Annotated in this window: 18 protein-coding genes; 12 read left to right on the top strand and 6 right to left on the bottom strand. The window is 64.5% G+C overall.

Annotated elements, in window-relative coordinates; genetic code table 11:
* Positions 1-15 precede the first annotated feature (15 nt).
* Complete coding sequence (locus tag MPN20_RS12685) at positions 16-1,266, bottom strand: MFS transporter (protein ID WP_242782689.1); 1,251 nt, start codon at positions 1,264-1,266, stop codon at positions 16-18.
* A gap of 250 nt (positions 1,267-1,516) precedes the next feature.
* Between MPN20_RS12685 and MPN20_RS12690 the strand changes: the two genes are divergently transcribed.
* Together MPN20_RS12690 and MPN20_RS12695 are read left to right on the top strand one after the other, a co-directional pair.
* The gene (locus MPN20_RS12690; RefSeq protein ID WP_242782691.1) at positions 1,517-2,047 is read left to right on the top strand and encodes a low temperature requirement protein A; all 531 of its coding nucleotides are present in this window, start codon (positions 1,517-1,519) and stop codon (positions 2,045-2,047) included.
* A gap of 52 nt (positions 2,048-2,099) precedes the next feature.
* A complete protein-coding gene (locus MPN20_RS12695; RefSeq protein ID WP_242782692.1) occupies positions 2,100-2,342 on the top strand; it encodes a hypothetical protein in 243 nt (80 codons plus the stop codon).
* A gap of 112 nt (positions 2,343-2,454) precedes the next feature.
* Here MPN20_RS12695 and MPN20_RS12700 read toward each other — a convergent pair whose 3' ends face one another.
* Both MPN20_RS12700 and MPN20_RS12705 read right to left on the bottom strand, forming a co-directional pair.
* A complete protein-coding gene (locus MPN20_RS12700; RefSeq protein WP_242782694.1) occupies positions 2,455-2,925 on the bottom strand; it encodes a hypothetical protein in 471 nt (156 codons plus the stop codon).
* Positions 2,922-3,527 (bottom strand): helix-turn-helix domain-containing protein, encoded by a 606-nt coding sequence (locus MPN20_RS12705; protein ID WP_242782695.1) that lies wholly within the window; start codon positions 3,525-3,527, stop codon positions 2,922-2,924. The genes MPN20_RS12700 and MPN20_RS12705 overlap by 4 nt, the downstream gene beginning before the upstream one ends.
* A 93-nt stretch (positions 3,528-3,620) precedes the next feature.
* Between MPN20_RS12705 and MPN20_RS12710 the strand changes: the two genes are divergently transcribed.
* The 4 genes from MPN20_RS12710 (at position 3,621) to MPN20_RS12725 (ending at position 7,283) form a co-directional block, all read left to right on the top strand.
* Complete coding sequence (locus MPN20_RS12710) at positions 3,621-4,826, top strand: M4 family metallopeptidase (RefSeq protein ID WP_242782696.1); 1,206 nt, start codon at positions 3,621-3,623, stop codon at positions 4,824-4,826.
* Positions 4,823-5,263, top strand: coding sequence for a hypothetical protein (locus MPN20_RS12715; protein ID WP_242782697.1), 441 nt, complete (start codon positions 4,823-4,825; stop codon positions 5,261-5,263). The genes MPN20_RS12710 and MPN20_RS12715 overlap by 4 nt, the downstream gene beginning before the upstream one ends.
* Before the next feature lie 140 nt (positions 5,264-5,403).
* Positions 5,404-6,399, top strand: coding sequence for a tryptophan 2,3-dioxygenase family protein (locus tag MPN20_RS12720; protein WP_242782698.1), 996 nt, complete (start codon positions 5,404-5,406; stop codon positions 6,397-6,399).
* A 44-nt stretch (positions 6,400-6,443) separates the two neighbouring features.
* Positions 6,444-7,283 (top strand): PaaX family transcriptional regulator C-terminal domain-containing protein, encoded by an 840-nt coding sequence (locus MPN20_RS12725; RefSeq protein ID WP_242782699.1) that lies wholly within the window; start codon positions 6,444-6,446, stop codon positions 7,281-7,283.
* On the opposite strand, the gene MPN20_RS12730 is transcribed toward MPN20_RS12725, so the two are convergent.
* Entirely contained in the window at positions 7,228-8,013 is a 786-nt protein-coding gene (locus MPN20_RS12730; RefSeq protein ID WP_242782700.1) for an alpha/beta hydrolase, read from the bottom strand. The two genes, MPN20_RS12725 and MPN20_RS12730, sit on opposite strands and share 56 nt — an antisense overlap.
* The gene (locus tag MPN20_RS12735; protein WP_242782701.1) at positions 8,010-8,804 is read right to left on the bottom strand and encodes an SGNH/GDSL hydrolase family protein; all 795 of its coding nucleotides are present in this window, start codon (positions 8,802-8,804) and stop codon (positions 8,010-8,012) included. Before MPN20_RS12735 ends, MPN20_RS12730 begins: the two co-directional genes overlap by 4 nt.
* Before the next feature lie 323 nt (positions 8,805-9,127).
* On the opposite strand from MPN20_RS12735, the gene MPN20_RS12740 reads away from it, so the two are divergent.
* Together MPN20_RS12740 and MPN20_RS12745 are read left to right on the top strand one after the other, a co-directional pair.
* Positions 9,128-10,408 (top strand): amidohydrolase, encoded by a 1,281-nt coding sequence (locus MPN20_RS12740; RefSeq protein WP_242782703.1) that lies wholly within the window; start codon positions 9,128-9,130, stop codon positions 10,406-10,408.
* Positions 10,405-12,147 (top strand): threonine/serine exporter family protein, encoded by a 1,743-nt coding sequence (locus MPN20_RS12745; protein ID WP_242782705.1) that lies wholly within the window; start codon positions 10,405-10,407, stop codon positions 12,145-12,147. Before MPN20_RS12740 ends, MPN20_RS12745 begins: the two co-directional genes overlap by 4 nt.
* 11 nt (positions 12,148-12,158) lie before the next feature.
* On the opposite strand, the gene MPN20_RS12750 is transcribed toward MPN20_RS12745, so the two are convergent.
* Positions 12,159-12,866 carry a uracil-DNA glycosylase gene (locus MPN20_RS12750; RefSeq protein ID WP_242782706.1) on the bottom strand — a complete coding sequence of 236 codons (708 nt, stop codon included), beginning with the start codon at positions 12,864-12,866 and terminating at the stop codon, positions 12,159-12,161.
* Positions 12,867-13,103: 237 nt separating this feature from the next.
* On the opposite strand from MPN20_RS12750, the gene MPN20_RS12755 reads away from it, so the two are divergent.
* The 4 genes from MPN20_RS12755 (at position 13,104) to MPN20_RS12770 (ending at position 16,441) form a co-directional block, all read left to right on the top strand.
* On the top strand, positions 13,104-14,570 hold the full coding sequence (locus tag MPN20_RS12755; RefSeq protein ID WP_242782707.1) for an aldehyde dehydrogenase family protein: 1,467 nt from the start codon (positions 13,104-13,106) through the stop codon (positions 14,568-14,570).
* A gap of 328 nt (positions 14,571-14,898) precedes the next feature.
* Positions 14,899-15,165, top strand: a complete 267-nt coding sequence (locus tag MPN20_RS12760) for a DUF3263 domain-containing protein (RefSeq protein WP_242782708.1) — start codon at positions 14,899-14,901, stop codon at positions 15,163-15,165.
* 2 nt (positions 15,166-15,167) lie between these two features.
* A complete protein-coding gene (locus MPN20_RS12765) occupies positions 15,168-15,788 on the top strand; it encodes a LytR C-terminal domain-containing protein (protein ID WP_242782709.1) in 621 nt (206 codons plus the stop codon).
* A gap of 449 nt (positions 15,789-16,237) precedes the next feature.
* Positions 16,238-16,441, top strand: coding sequence for a cold-shock protein (locus MPN20_RS12770; protein WP_235346758.1), 204 nt, complete (start codon positions 16,238-16,240; stop codon positions 16,439-16,441).
* Positions 16,442-16,527: the final 86 nt, after the last annotated feature.

Consider the following 16,527-nt stretch of genomic DNA (forward strand, 5'->3'; position numbering starts at 1 on the left):
GCGAGAGCGCAGTGATCAGCGGCGTCGTCGGCTGGGCAATCCGATCTGTGAGGACCAGACGATCGCCCACACAGCGCCGAGGATGGGGAAGATTCCGGCGAAGAGGACTCCGAAGCGCAGGGAGGCGATCGTGATGAGCAGTGAGATGAGGGCCGGGCCGCCGAGCTTGCCGCCGTTGGAGAAGATTGCCCAGATGCCGAGGAAGCGCGCACGCCCGATCGCTGGGGACAGGTCGGCGCCGATCGTCATATTCACTCCTGCACCAAGTCCGTTGCCCACAGCCATGATCGCCGCCGCAGCGATCATTCCGGCCACGTGCGGCAGGGCCACCATGACGATGAAGCCCGAACCGAAGATCGTCAGACAGGTCGCCAACGTGGTGACTCGACCCAGATGATCTTTGATGTAGGCGCCGAGGAACATGAAAATGAGCTCGAGAGCGGCGCCGAACGCGATGAGCAGGGAGATCGTCGATTCGTGGAGGCCGATCTCGACGCCCCAGAGCTGGATGACGACCGGCTGTGCCGACCGGGCAACGGTCAGAGCGATGATGGAGATCCCGGCGAGCACCACGGGCTTCCACCGCACGTCGAGCGGCGTGCGACGAGGTTTGCCGACGCGGGATTTCGCGTTGTCCACGTTGCCGGGGGCAGCCTCGGCGCGGGTGTCATCGTGGGCACCGGTCCCGCCGGGGTAGTCGGGGATCTGGGCGATCGGCAGAGCCATGACGATGACGGCCGTAATTGCGGCGGCCGCGGCGAAGACGAAGACCGACCAGATCGGGAAGACGAGCATGAGGCCAGCGCCGACGATCGGGCCGACGAGGTTGCCCACCCGCTGACTGCCGCCCAGCGCCGTCATCGCTTTGGCCAGATCGGCGGCGGGCATCACCTCGGCGACGACGGCCTGTCTGGCCAGGCTCCACACGTCGGAGACCGGCGCGAAGAGCATGAGCGCGAGCGTGTAGACGATGAGCGAATACGGCGAATCCCAGAAGAATGCCGCGACGATTGCGGCGAGGACGACGACCGCCGTGATCGTGGCCACGAGCATCGCCCGGAAATCGCCGAGGCGGTCGATGAGCAGCCCCGCCGGGACCGTAGCGATCAGCGACACCGCGCCCATGATGCCGACGATCGCCGCCGCGAAGGACGCAGTCGACCCCAACGACAGTGCACCGAGGACGAGAATCGGGAGGATCGCACCCAAGCCTACGGCGAAGAGAAGCGACGGTGCCAGGACCGGCCACAGGATGGGTTTGAGCACCTGACCAGTCTAGACGCCCGCGAATTCAGGCAGACTCGAATTCAGGCAGACTCGAATTCAGGCCGCCGAGGTGATCGCAGGCAGAGATCTAGACTGTTCCCGGTGATGTACCGTGTCTCCGTGCGAAGACAATCGATGTGAACAACTCAGCGGTAGCGCCTTCCAGGTTCCGGCTGACCCCGATGCGACCCCGTGATCCTGGGGAGGACGGTCGTGCTGCAAGCTCGGCGCAGGCCTTGGCAAGTACCTCATGATCTTCTTCGCGATCTGGTGGGCGTGGATGAACTTCACCTGGTTCGCGACCTCGTTCGACACCGACGACTGGCTCTACCGGGTCCTGACGATCGTACAGATGGGCGGAGTGCTCATCCTCGCGGCGGGCATCGAACCGATCTTCGCTGACGGGAACTTCCTCGTCCTCATCCTCGGCTATATCCTCATGCGCCTCGTCATGATCATCCAGTGGCTGCGGGCTTCACGGCATGCGGGGAAGGCGCAGCGAGCGACCATCGTCTACGCGTGCGGAATCGGCATCGTGCAGGTGCTGTGGGTCGGATGGATGTTCATCGGTGATCCCACGCTGTCGCTGGTCGGGTTCCTCGTCCTCGACGAGAGCATCTTGGCCTCGGCGAACGCCGTGTTCGGGCCTTCGAAGACATTGCCGATGTCGTCCCCCTCACCTCACTCGGCGTCCTCAGCCTCGGCAGCAGCCCCAAATACGGCTACGGCCACTACTTCAACTTCGCCGCGGCCGGAGCGTTCTCTGCAGGAGTGGCATTGAAGTCGATTCGCAGCTGGGAACCAGCGCCCTGGACCCGACGCTCGCGTCGTTCATGGTGTCGGCGCCGATCGCGGTCTTCGTCCTCGGCGTGTGGCTGCTGGCGATCAGGCGCAGCGCCGACGGGGTCGTCAACACCGTCGTCCCCGTGTGCGCGGTCCTCGTGCTCCTCGACCCGATCATCCCGATCCCCGCGTTCCTGACGACGTTCTTCATGATCATCATCGTCATCGCCCTCATCGTGCGCTCGCCCACGCAGGACGATTCGACCACCGGCGCCGAGGCGGTTGCCGGTTGACCATGACCCGATCATTCAGGGAAGGCGGAGGGCAGATCGACTGCGGGCCAGACCGACTTTCGGGCAGATCGGTGGTGGGCAGATCGGTCGTGGCGGGCCCGAGCAGGGAGCCCTAGCGGGGGAGTCCGATGACGTGCTTGAGGTCGCGAGCCTTCGCTTCGTCCAGTCGGCGTGCAATCTCATCCGCCCGCAGAGCCGGGCGATGCGATCGCGTCGCCTGTCGAAGTGCGCGGCGACGGCCCAGCTCGATGAGCCACACACCGAGGCGGACAACGGCACGGTCGACTCCCCTCACGCGTTCATCAGTGATCGAGGATGTCTGATTTGAGCCGGATTCGAGAAGCGATGTGCTCGATTCGACCTCGGCAGCCTCGAGCGGGCTTCCGGGCTGTCTCTCACGGTGCTGTGGTGCAGGGTCGTCGAGGTAGATCTCGCGGGTGATGGTGGTCGTGCGTTCGACGATGCGTCCGGGACCGTGCCGACGCGCCGCAGAACCGTGCCGAAGTGCCGCAGGACTGCACTCCGACGAGGCTGAGCCGTGTCGAAGCGACTCAGGCAAGGTAGGGGAGATGGTCGTGTTCATGATGGGAGTTCCTCTCCATCGATCAGGGGGAAGGCGTTGAACTGAATCTGCACCGGCCGGGACCTGGGGTCATTGCGGCCGCGGTATTCGTCGATGAGGGTTTGGGTCTGGGCATGGAATCGGGCTGTGATCTCCTCGAGCTGTTCGGGCGTCAGGTGGAGATTGCTCGTCGTCATGTCCGCGGCCTCGAGCCATTCGGGGGACAGGCGATCCTCATCGCTGAGGACACTGACGAAGTCCTCCAGGGCACGAGCGCTGCTGCGGGTCCATTCTCGGCGGATGAACTCGGCCGCCGCAGTGGCCGAGGGGTCGGCTGCGTCCTTGGACGGCACGGTCACGGCACCTGGAATCCGCTCCCACCACTTCTGTCGGCCGCCGGAGGTGCCGTCGACTTCGCGAATGAAATTGTGACGGGCGAGCTGGCGGAGGTGGTAACTGGTGGAGCCGGTGGACTCGCCGAGCCGCTGGGCCAGAGTCGTCGCCGTCTGCTGACCGTATTTCGACAGCGCGTCATAGATCGCCGTGCGGACCGGATGGGCCAGACCCTTGAGGTCGGCAGGCTGGATCTCACGGATGGGCTGCTGTGACTGTATCTTCGCCATATTGCAAAGATACTATTGCAAAGAAATCTTTGCAAGGAAATGTTTGCACGAGTTGTCCGTTCCTTTTTCCGGGGTAGGTGAGACCCTGGAGGTATGAGCATTCAGTCTGTGGTTCCGCCCTATCTCCTCGATGCGATCGCCGAGCGCGGGGCCGAGAAGTTTCCCCGCGCCGCAGTGGCGGCCCGCAACTGTCGGCGCTCCGATGCGGCCTGCCAGAATCTGCGGGCGAAAGGTCTGCGCTATTCGCCGCCAGATTCCGCTGCGCCACCGGCAGGCTCAAGCCCGACGGAACCTCAGGACTCGACAGCAACTCAGGATTCGACGGGAACTCAGGACTCGACAGCAGCTCAGGACTCGACAGCAACTCAGGCATCAGCCTCGGTGCCGGGCTCGACGGTCAGGGGCCCGAACCGCCTCATCCACGATGCTCAGGGCAAAGAGGTTCTGCCGGGTGTCCTCATCCGCAGTGAAGGTGAAGAACCCGCTGCCGACGAGGCCGTCAATGAGGCCTTCGACGGATTCGGAGCCGCCTACGCGCTCTTCGCCGAGGTCTTCGATCGCGACTCCCTTGATGGGAGGGGAATGCCGCTCATCGGCAGCGTCCACTACGGCCAGGACTACGACAACGCCTTCTTCGACGGACGGCTGATGGTCTTCGGCGACGGCGATGATGAGGTGTTCACGGGCTTCACCGGTTCGCTGTCGATCATCGGCCACGAGCTCAGCCATGGAGTCATCAGCCACACGGCCGACCTCGAATACTTCGGCCAGCCGGGTGCTCTCAACGAGCACTGCGCCGACGTCTTCGGCGCGCTGACCGAGCAGTACGCAGCCGATCAGGATGCCGACGCCGCCACCTGGCTCATCGGTGCGGGCATCTTCACCGCCGACGTGACCGGTGAGGCGCTGCGGTCGATGCTCGCCCCGGGCACCGCCTATGACGACGATGTCCTCGGCAAGGATCCGCAGCCGGGCCACATGGATCAGTTCGTGACCACGGACTCGGACAACGGGGGAGTCCACCTCAACTCGGGCATCCCCAACCGCGCTTTCGCGCTCGCGGCGTCCGGCCTCGGCGGGCCTGCTTGGGAGACCGTCGGGCCGGTGTGGTTCGCGGTCCTGACCGGAACCGATATCACCAAGCAGACCGATTTCGCGGGCTTCGCAGCCCTGACCATCGCCGAGGCGGACGCGCGGTTCGGCGAAGGATCCGACGTTCACGACGCCATCGTTCAGGGCTGGGACGCCGTCGGAGTCGCCAGTGCTGAGGGCCAGGAAAATGTCGGGAGCAGCTGGTGAGCGGCCAACGAGGGTCCGGGGACTCTGCGCGCGACGGAGCTGAGCGGGGCAGTGGCTCCGGCGGCTCCGGCAGTGGCTCCAGCAGTGGCTCCGGTGGCGGCTCCGGTGGCGGATTCGGCCATCTCGTCGTGGAACGCAGCGGGGGGATCGGCGGGTTTCTCCTCGTCTGGGATATCGACATCGATGAGAGCGAACATCGGGAGGAGATCGGACCCAGGGTGGCCGAACTCCCGTGGTCGAGTGACGGTAAGGCACAGGCGGCGACGGCCGAGTCGGCGCCCGCTTCGACCGGAGCCGACCGCTATGACTACGTCATCGAGAGCCGCTTCGGGTTCGTGCGCTTCGGCGAGGCTGAGATGCCGGGAGAGTGGAAGAGCCTCGTCGACGACGTGCGGGCGATAGTGAAGCCCGAGCGCCGGGCGCCGGGGTCGAACTGATTCGGGCTGACCAGTGCGATGCTGTGCGTGATGCGTGATGCGTGATGCGCGATGTGTGAGTGGAGGGCCGAGCGCGAGTCTCGAGCATTTTCATTGCAGGAATGATCCGCCCGGAACATTTCTGCAATATGATGACTGTCATGACTCATGACAAGACGACCGCGGAGAAGAACGAACGCGACCTCGAGGACGGGATCCACACTGACCTGCGCTCGACGATGACCTACGGGTCCTACCTCGACCTCGACCGGCTGCTGAGCGCACAGAATCCGGTCAGCGATCCAGTCCACCACGACGAGCTGCTGTTTATCATCCAGCACCAGACCACGGAGCTGTGGTTCAAGCTCGTCATCCACGAACTCCTCGACGCCCGCCGCCTCATCGCCGACGACCAGCTCCAGCTCGCACTCAAGCGCATCGCCCGCGTCAAGCACATCCAGAAGACCCTGACCGAGCAGTGGTCGGTCCTCGCCACCCTGACGCCGAGTGAGTACGTCGGATTCCGTGACGAACTCGGCCAGTCCTCTGGATTCCAGTCCTGGCAGTACCGGGCCGTGGAGTTCCTGCTGGGCAACAAGAACGCCGGAATGCTGCCGGTCTTCGACGGTGAGCCCGAGGCACGGGCCCAGCTCGAGACCTACCTCAACGAGCCCAGCGTCTACGACGAGTTCCTCCGCTTCCTCGCCCGCCGCGGCCTCCCGGTCCCGCAGCGCCTGCTCGACCGCGACGTTTCGGTTGCACATACCTTCGACGAAGAGCTGCTCGACACCTTCCGGATCATCTACGAGAACCCGCAGGAGTACTGGCTGGAATACGAGAGCTGTGAGGAGCTCGTCGACCTCGAGGAGAACTTCCAATTCTGGCGCTACCGTCACATGCGCACGGTGCTGCGGATCATCGGCATGAAGCGCGGGACCGGCGGCTCCAGCGGAGTCGGCTTCCTGCAGAAGGCCCTGGACCTCACGTTCTTCCCCGAACTCTTCGACATCCGCACCGGGATCAGCAACGGCCCCGGAACGACGACCCGACCGAGTTCGGACGCGCCGTCACCGACAGGGACAGGATCACCTGTTGCTGCCGACGGCACCCGATCCGACGCCGAGGCGGGTCCGGAGACGGGCTGTCCGGGGAGCTGATCTCGATCGTCGATCTCAATCCGAAGCCAGGCAATCCCACCTCGTTGCTGCGTACATTCGTCGGACTCTACCTTCGCGAATTAGGCGGATGGATCTCCATCTCTGCTCTGCTCGAGCTCTTTGCCGACGCTGAGATCTCGCACTCCTCGACTCGCAGCGCCGTCTCACGGCTCAAGGACAAAGGGGAACTCATTCCCGAGCGACGGGAGCTGCTCACCGAGGGAGGAGTCGGCAGCTCAGGCGTCGCCGGATATCGTTTGGATCCGCGCTCGCTGACCGACCTCGAGCGTGGAGATCGCCGAATATTCTCCTACCGAGTCCAGGGTGGGGCCGATGACTGGTGCCTCGTCTCGTACTCGCTGCCCGAAGTCGATCGTGTGAAACGGACCCAGCTGCGCAGACAGCTCATGGGACTCGGATTCGGCGCTGTCACCGATGGGCTGTGGATCGCTCCCGGCCACCTGCTGGCTGAGATCGAGGAGGCACTCGAGACACTCGAGGTCCGTGACCGCGCGACGATCTTCCTCACCCGGACTCCGCTGACGTCCGAACCTTTCGAACAGGCAGCCGCGAAATGGTGGGACCTGGACAGGCTCGCGGGCAGACACCATGAGTTCCTGTCCCGTTACGAGCCGGTCGCCGAGCACCTCGCCGACGGGCGCGAGGCCTTCACCCTGTGGCTGCGTTGCGTCGACGATTGGAAGACCATTCCCTACGTCGATCCGGGTCTGCCGGCCAGCGCACTGCCCGATGGTTGGCCAGGAGACCGAAGCGTCGCGCTGTTCGCCCTGCTGCGCTCCCGCCTCGAGCAGCCGGCGCGTGACTACGTCAGCTCAGCAGCGCCTCGGCGACAGTGGCGAAGTGCGACGAAGCAGGATCGATGAGATCCGCATGGGTGGCGCCGCCCAGAATCGAGACTGGGGCTGGGAATGCGCGCGCGAATTCGACATCGACTGTCCGGTCCGCGTCACCATGGACGATGCGCAGGTCGACCCGGTCCGGGATCAGCACAGCACGACTGCGCGGATCCTCGCGAAGGTATGCAGCGAGATCGTCCTCGGGGCGCACGCCCATGTAGTCGAGGACCGCGCCCTCACCCAGCCCGTCAGCGACCTCCCGGAACAGGTCCGTGACCGGGGCCAAAGGGCGCAGGCGGATCCCCGGCCCTGCCTCGGCGAGGTGGCTGGCCCACGCCAGCACCAGACATCCGCCAGCGGAATGACCGGCCACGACGAGTTCGGCTCGGGCCTGCTCATTCACGCCCCACTCCGGCAAGGATGCGATCGCGCCGTCGATGGCCGTCGTGACGTCGTCGAGGCAGTTCGGCTGCCCACCAGCGCGCCGATATTCGACGAGCACGCACAGGGCTCCCGCCTCGGCGAGGGCATCGGCCATGGGCCGGGCGTGGGCGAGGTTCGTCCGCTCCCGGAAATATCCGCCGTGGACGAGCACAACCGTCGCCGAGGCGGTTCCAGGGTCACCGATGACCTCGACGAATTGGTCGGGGTGCGTCCCATAGTCGTGGCGGAACGCCGGCCGTGACGTCTCCTCAGGTGTGAGCTGGATACCGGTGGCGGTGAGAGCGGCGAAGCGCTCGTCGTCGTTCCCGCTCATTCGGACTTGCGCACGCGGGTCAGGTCCGGCAGCTTCGCACCGAGCTTGTCGCCCGATGAATGGCCGCGCAGACGCCGTCCGATCCACGGAGCGAAGTGCTCCCTGGCCCATTTCGACTCCTCGCTCATCACGTCCCTGATCGGCCGCGTCGGGCGTGCAGGCATCGCAAAGCCCTTGACGGGCAGCGAGTGCCCGCTCTCCAGGGTGGCCAGAGCCTGCCGTGCGACGAGGTCGTGGCCCTTCGGCGAAAGGTGGATCCGGTCATCGGCCCACATGTCCTTGGCATAGAGGGGCCGCAGTCCCCAGACGTCGATCATGTGGCAGCCATGGCGCTGAGCGATCGACCACAGGTGAGTGTTGTAGATGCCGACGCGGGGGCGCACGGCACGGATCAGCGGCGTGCTGATCTCCGTGTCGAAGCCGTTGCACATGAGCACCTCGATGCCTGCTTCGCGCAGGGCCACAACCGCGCGTTCGAACTGGTTGGCCAGATCGTCGATGTCGGCTTTCGGGCGCAGGCAGTCGTTGCCTCCCGCGCAGAGGCTGACCAGATCCGGCTTGAGCGCAAGCGCCTTGGGCACCTGCTCGTCGATGATCCGTTCGAGCAGTCGGCCGCGGATGGCGAGATTGGCGTAGGAGAGGTCGGGACTGCCTGCGGGGGAGTCGACGAGCATCTCGGCCAGTCGGTCGGCCCACCCGATGTAGCGGTTCTCCTGCTCGGGATCATGGTCCATCAGCCCTTCGCTGAATGAGTCGCCGATGGCAACGTAGGTTGTGATCGTGTCGAGCATTTTCGGGTCCTTCTGTCGTTGAAACTCTGACTCAAAACTACACTCATTCATCAGTCTCTGCCTCGGATGGACCTGTGACTCCTCGCTCGTTCGGACCTCTGGTTCCTCGCCTACTCGGACCTCGGTGGCCACCCATGCCGAACCTTGTCTGTCGTCTCGGCTCGAAGGCTCGGGGCACGCTCGGAGAAGAACTCGGGGCACGCTCGGAGAAGAAAGGGAACCGGGCCGGGTCGGACGCAGCGAAAAGGCCTTGTGGCGTAGACTCGAATCGACATCGCAGACACAGTCATGGCGTCTGTGGAATCCACCGCAGTAGGAGCACAATGTATCGTTCGGTTCCGGTTCCCGACATCACTGATTTCGCCATCACCAATGCCCGGATCCTGCCGATCGCTGATGCTTCCGGCGACCGTGCGGAACCGATCGAATCGGGCACGATCGTGGTCTCGAATGGAACGATCACCTCGGTGGCGGCGGGAGCCGACGCGGCGAACGATCTGCCCGCTGGAACCGAAGTCATCGATGCCGGCGGCCGCTGGGTCATGCCTGGAATCATCGAAGCCCACGGCCACCTCGGCGTGCATGAGGACGGCGAAGGCTGGTCCGGCGACGATACGAACGAGATGACCGACCCCAACGGCGCCGGCGTGCGCGCTCTCGACGGCATCGACCCCTCCGACATCGGTTTCAAGGATGCGCTGCGAGGAGGCGTCACCTCGGCGCTGGTCAAGCCCGGATCCGGCAACCCGATCGGCGGCCGGACCGCTTTCGTCAAGACCTGGGGACGGATCGTCGACGAGATGCTCGTGACGCAGGATCTGTCCGTCAAGTCCGCCCTGGGTGAGAACCCGAAGCGCGTCTACGGTGAGAAGAACGTCACCCCCTCGACCCGGATGGGCACCGCGAAGATCCTCCGCGACGCGTTCGTCAATGCCCAGAACTACCAGGCCAAACGCGCCCACGCCGAGGCTGAGGGCACACCCTTCGACCGGGACCTCGTCCTCGAGACCCTCGCCGACGTCCTCGACGGAAAGCTCGCGTGGGACCAGCATTGCCACCGCGCCGACGACATCGCCACCGCCATCCGCCTGTCCGAGGAATTCGGCTACCGCCTCGTCATCAACCACGGCACCGAAGGCCACAAGATCGCCGACTACATCGCTGCCAAGGGCATCGACGTTATCCTCGGGCCCCTCATGACCAGCCGTTCGAAGGTCGAGCTGCGCGACCGCAGCCTCGCGACCGCAGGCGCCCTGGCCAAGGCCGGCGTGCGCATCGCCCTGACCACAGACCACCCGGTCATCCCGATCAACTTCCTCATCCACGAGGCTTCACTGGCGGTCAAGGAGGGCCTCGATCCGGTCGTCGCCCTCGAAGCCCTGACCATCAACCCGGCAGCGATGTTCGGCCTCGACGACCGCCTGGGCTCCCTGGCCCCGGGCAAGGACGCCGATATCGTCATCTGGTCTGGTGACCCGCTCGACCTCAATTCCCGGGCAGAGCAAGTCTTCGTCTCCGGTCGAAAGGTCTTCGAATTCGACGCCGAATCCGGCTCCGCCGATGTGGCGGACCCCTTCGGCCCAACTCTCATCAGCGAGCCGTGACAGAGAACAACTCAGACGAAGCACCCACCGTCGAGGTTCCGTCGGAGCTGCAGGCTACGACGGGTCCCGTCGGCGGCGCGAAGCCCGGCGAACCCGGCTCCCCAGCTCTGCGTGAGCTCCTCGAGCGCACACGGTTGCAGCGTCTGCAGGAGCTGCGGGAATCACCGACCGGAGAGATCCCCCGAGCGGACGAGACCAAAGCCGCCGCAGCGGCCAAAGCGGCGAAGCCCTCGCCCGGTCGCTCCAAGGCGCGCACCGACAACAAAGGCGCCTCCCAGCGCATCGCTCAGCGTGTCGCCCGGCGCACCGTCGGACGGCTCGTGTCCGGGACCTCGGCCAACACTCAGCCGGTCCCGATCGTCACGGCGCTCAAGGGCACGCCGTATCAGGCGCCGGTCCAGGCTACCGAGCCGAGTGAGGACGAGGCCAGGATGGTCCTCGACCTCGCCGCTGACATCGCCGCCATCATGATGCGCGCCGGTGCGGGAACCTCCGACATCGAAGTCTCGGTGATCGCGGCCTGCACGTCTTGCGGTTTGGCCACCGTCGAGGTGGATCTGACCTCGAACACGCTCGTGGTGCACTATTCGACGACGGATGGCCGTCTGATGACCGTGATGCGGGTCAACCGCGGCGAATCCACGCACTACGCGAAACTCGCCTCGGTGCACAAACTCGTCTCGGACCTCGTCGGCGGGAGCCTGGGCTTCCACGAGGCGCGCAGTCGCCTCGACGCCATCCGCTCGCAGCGGCGGCCCTTCCAGGACTGGTTTGTCACCGGCACCTGGGGGCTGATGGTGGGCAGCCTCGTCCTGCTCCTCGGCGGTGGAGCGGTCGCGGTGCCGTTGGGCATCGCCATGGCCATCCTGATTTTGGAGGTTGGCAGGTACATAGCGCGGACTCATCTGCCGGCGTTCTTCATCACCGCGCTGCAGGCGGCGGCTGCGACCCTGGTGGCGATGGTGGCGGGGAACTTCGGGCTCATCGCCTCCCCTCAGTACCTCGTGGCCGCGGGCATCGTTCTCCTCCTGCCCACGCAGTCACTCTATTCTGCGGTCCAGGACGCCCTGACGAACTTCCCGCTCACCGCAGCCGGCCGGGTGGTCGGGGTGTTCATGACCTTGGCGGGCATCGTCTCCGGTCTGGCACTGGGCGTTGTCTGCGGACAAGCCCTGGGGATGGACCCGATCGAAGTCATTGTTCCGAAGACCAATGCGCATGTGGTCACGACCATTCTGTCGCTCGCAGCCTCCGCCGTCGTGGCGATGGCTGGTGCGGTAGGCATGCAGGCCAGACGCCGATTCATCCTGCCGGCCGCCTTCGTCGGACTCGCCTCCTACATCACGATGATGTCGCTGACTCTGCTCAACCTCGACAACGTCCTGGCCAGTCTCCTCTCGGCCACCGTGGCCGGCTTCCTGGCGCGTCCGCTGGCGCTGCGCCTCGGCGCCCCTGCCATCGTGCTCACGATTCCGGCGATCTACACGCTGCTGCAGGGACTCTCGATCTTCACGGCGGTCTACCAGATCGCGTCGGAGACCGAGACGACCTCATTCGCGGTCGGACTCTCAGCGCTCTTCACAGCGATCTTGGCCAATGCGGCCCTGGCCGTCGGAGCGGTGCTGGGCAGCTTCCTAGCCCGACCGCTGAAGAACCTCAAAGCCGATGCGGTCGAGAAGAAGGCCGAATCCGCTCGCTCCGGCGAATCGGCGATCTCTATGGACACCACTCACCAGTGAGGGGACACCGTTCACCAGTCATTCTGCGCAGGTAGGCGCCAATCGATGGGGGACAGGCCCTTCTGAGCCAGCAGTTCGTTCGTCCGCGAGAACGGGCGGGACCCGAAGAAGCCCCGGCTCGCGGACAGCGGTGACGGGTGTGCGGATTCGATGATCGCCACCTCGGAGCGACCAGCCTGCAGCATCGGGACCAGGCTTCTCGCATCGCGACCCCAGAGAATGGCCACGAGCGGCTGAGCACGGTTCGCCAGAACGCTGATCGCGTGCTCGGTGATGGCCTCCCATCCGCGCTTGCGGTGGGAAGCCGGTTCGCCGGGCTCCACGGTCAGGACCCTGTTGAGCAGCATGACGCCTTGGCGTGACCATGCCCTTAGGTCACCGTGGGTCGCAGGGGGAACGTCGAGATCGGCGGAGAGTTCCTTGAAGATGTTCGAAAGCGACCGCGGCAGCGGACGGACATCGGGATCAACGGCGAAGGATAGCCCGATCGGATGCCCGGGCGTCGGATAGGGATCCTGGCCGACGATGAGCACCTTCACCTCGGCGAGGGGCTCGGAGAACGCCCGAAACACCTGGTCCCCGGCCGGCAGATAGCTGCGCCCGGCAGCGATCTCCGCGCGCAGGAAGTCGCCCATGGCATGGATCCGGTCGGACTCGTCGGCCAACGCCTCGCCCCAGTCGGGGGACATGATCTTCAGCAGGTCAGGGGTGGAAGTCATGGTCGCGAGTCTAGCGACGATCCGACCTGCGACGGGAGGACCGCCTCGCGCCATCTCGACGGCGGATCGCATCGACGTCGGGCCACCTCGGCGGCGGATCGTATTGATGACTGTGCGCACAATGCAGATGACATGTGCACGATCGCCCACCGTCCGGGCATTCTTTTCCGATGGGGGCAGACGATATGCTCGTCGTTGGAGAGTTCATCGGAGAACTACGTAGGTGAAAGGATCACAATGTCGCAATTTCCCGAGGCCAAGAACTGGAAGATGTTCATCGGCGGAGAATGGGTCGAGGCTGCTGACGGTGACAGGAAAGACGTCATCACCCCCATCGATCGCAATGTCGTGATCGCGACTGTACCCAACGGCAAGGAAGAGGACGCCGATCGCGCCGTCAAGGCAGCTCGCAAGGCCTTCCCCGATTGGGCAGCACTGCCCTTCAAAGAACGCCAGAAGGCACTCGTCCGCTGCGCCGACGCACTCGAGGCCGGCTCGGAAGAACTGGCCCAGCTGACCGCGATCGACACCGGCAACGCGATCCGCACCCAGGCTCGTCCCGAGACCGTGATCCTCGCCGACCTGTTCCGCTACATGGGCGGAGTCGCCGGAGAGGTCAAGGGCAACACCCTTCCTGCCGGAGACGGACAGCTCCAGTACACCAAGCGCGTGCCGCTTGGCGTCGTCGCAGGCATTCTGCCCTGGAACTCGCCGCTGATGATCGCCGCGTTCAAGACACCGGCAGCCTTGGCCGCCGGCAACACCATCGTGCTCAAATGCGCCGAGGATGCGCCGCTGACCATCCTCAAGATGGCCGAACTGATCGCTGACATCCTGCCCGCCGGCGTCCTCAACGTCGTCACCGGCAAGGGCTCGGTCATCGGTGAGGCGCTCAACTTCCACCCCGACGTCGACAAGGTCTCGTTCACCGGTTCGACGAGCGTCGGCCGTCACGTCGCCGAACTGGCCGGTGGCCGTCTGGCCCACTCGTCGATGGAACTCGGCGGCAAGAGCCCCAACATCATCTTCCCGGACTCGAACGACGACGACACCTTGCAGCAGGTTCTGCTCTCGACACGCTTCGCCCGTCAGGGGCAGTCCTGCACGATGGGTTCGCGCCTGTTCCTGCACGAGGACATCTACGACGACTTCTTGGCCAAGCTCGTCGATGCAGTGTCGAAGATGAAGGTCGGCGACCCTCGCGACGAAGACAGCGACATCGGCTGCATCATCAGCCAGAAGCAGTACGACCAGGTCGCTTCGTACATCGAGATGGGCAAGTCGATGGACGGCGTGGAGATCGCCTATGACGGCTCCGACTCTCTCGAGGTCGGCGAACCCGGCTTCTACCACGCACCGGTCATCTTCTCCCGGGCCAAGAACGATTGGCAGACGAGCCAGGAGGAGATCTTCGGGCCCGTCCTCTCTGTCATTCCGTGGAAGGACATCGACGAAGTCGTCGACATGGCCAACGACAGCGAATTCGGTCTTGCCGCATTCGTCTTCACGAAGGACATCGACGCCGCGCTGATGATGGCCAACCGGATCGAATCCGGCTGGGTCCAGGTCAACCAGGGCGGCGGCCAGCTGGCCGGACAGTCCTACGGCGGCATGAAGACCTCCGGCTTCGGCCGCGAGGCTTCGCTGGAGGGTATGCTCGAGGGCTTCACCCAGATCAAGCAGGTCAACATCCGCATCCGCTGACCTCTATCGCCTGACGGGCAGATATCAGCACCGCTGACGTCCCGGCCTCAGTTCGGCGCATTCGACCCACCCCGCTGTGGAGGACTCACGCACTTCGGTGAGCCGCCCCTGGCCGGGTGGGTCGTCTGATTCCCCGGTTGCCCAGTGTGCCGCGTGCCGCTGGAGGTGCCACGGGTGTGGAGTGGGAGCTGCTGTGAGTGTGGAACTGGCAGCGCCGCGACGTGTTCTGCGGGCTGGTCGGGAGCGATCCGGCGCGCCGGGAATTTCAGTCCTGTCGTCCGGGCGATAATATAGAAGCAACGATACTTCTCGAAGGAGCACAACCTCTATGCCGCAGAACCAAGGCACCCCCGAACTGAGCGAGCTCGAGGTGTCCGTTTTGGAGTTCGAGCGGCGGTGGTGGAAATACGGTGGAGCCAAGGATCACGCGATCCGCGAACGGTTCGATATGTCCGCCACGAGCTACTTCCAGATCCTCAATTCCCTACTCGACAATCCAGCCGCTCTGGCCAGTGACCCCATGCTGGTCAAACGCCTGCGTCGCATCCGCACCACGCGGCAGAGCGAACGCGCCCAAGCCCGCGTCTCGAGGTAGACATGACTGACGAATTCGACGAGATCGAACCCGGACGACGCAGTGGAGCCCACCGACAGGAATCCGCTGCCCATTCAAATGTCGGCGCGATCGCCTTGGTCGTCGTCCTTGCGCTCGTAGCAGTGCTGCTCGTGGTGGCGGCCATCAACATCATCACCTCCTCGATGAAGGACCCCGAGTCCAACGTCGGGGAATCGGGATCGGACTCATCCGCCTCGGCGAAGCCATCGCCGAGCGAAAGCGAAGTCAGCGTCGCAGACTCGTCGATTAAGGTCGACGTCCTCAACGGCTCCGGTGTCTCCGGCACCGCGAAGAAGTTCTCCGATGCTGTGGAGAAAAAGGGCTGGACGATCGGGAAAGTCGGGAACTACTCAACGAACCTGAGTACGTCGACCGTCTACTACAAGGGCGAGGACAACGCCTCGCAGGCGAAGCTCGTGGCCGATTCCCTCGGCATCGAAGCCACCGAGGCGTCGGAGGACTTCACCTCGGATGTGACCGTCGTAATCTGCTCGGACATTGCTGAACGCGGACCGGAACCCAGTAGCGGAGCCTCGGATGAGAGCGGCGCCGACGGCGGCAGCGGGTCGCAGACCGACTCGCCGGCGGCCTCGGACGGCTGAGCCAGCGAATATCTGAACGCACTTGTCGAGGTATGCCTGCGGGCACGATCGTTCACGCGAATCTGTGACTGGGTGCCGCCTCGGCGATCGATGAACCCGACCGATGCTGTCACCGACTCCGGTGCGCAATGGCCGCGATCACCAGGGGCGGAGCCGCAATGAGATCCGCGCGCAGTTGCGGTTGCGGGCGGCCCCTCGACGCAAAAATAACGAATTGATAACAGTGTTGAGTGGCCGAATGACGACCCAGGTGCTGGGGTAGAGTTGCAACAGCTAGGCAAGCACTGCACCTTGTGTTCTATTTGTGCTTCACCGAGATCATTCTCCAGAGGTCAATGAGAGATATCGCGGGGTCGGTTGAGTTTTACTAGCTTCCGTTGTTCAGCGCGGTCAGACCGGCCGCGCCTGAATCGCGGAATGTCAATGACACTGCACTGTATGGAGAAGCAATGGCACAAGGTACCGTCAAGTGGTTCAACGCGGAAAAGGGCTATGGATTCATCACCCTCGAAGGCGACAACCAGGACGTGTTCGTCCACTGGAGCGCAATCCAGATGGACGGCTACCGCGCTCTCGAAGAGGGCCAGCAGGTTGAGTTCGAAGTTGGAGAAGGACAAAAGGGTCCTCAGGCGGAATCCGTCACCCTCCTCTGAGTCTCACGTACGTAGAGTTTTGAGATCCGCATCGGTGGTGCGAGGGCCGCGGTCCGACCATCGCTGAGCGGGAAGAGCGCCGAGCA

Origin of the sequence: Brevibacterium sp. ZH18 (assembly GCF_022748595.1) — a bacterium.
In the GTDB taxonomy this organism is placed as follows: Bacteria; Actinomycetota; Actinomycetes; order Actinomycetales; family Brevibacteriaceae; genus Brevibacterium.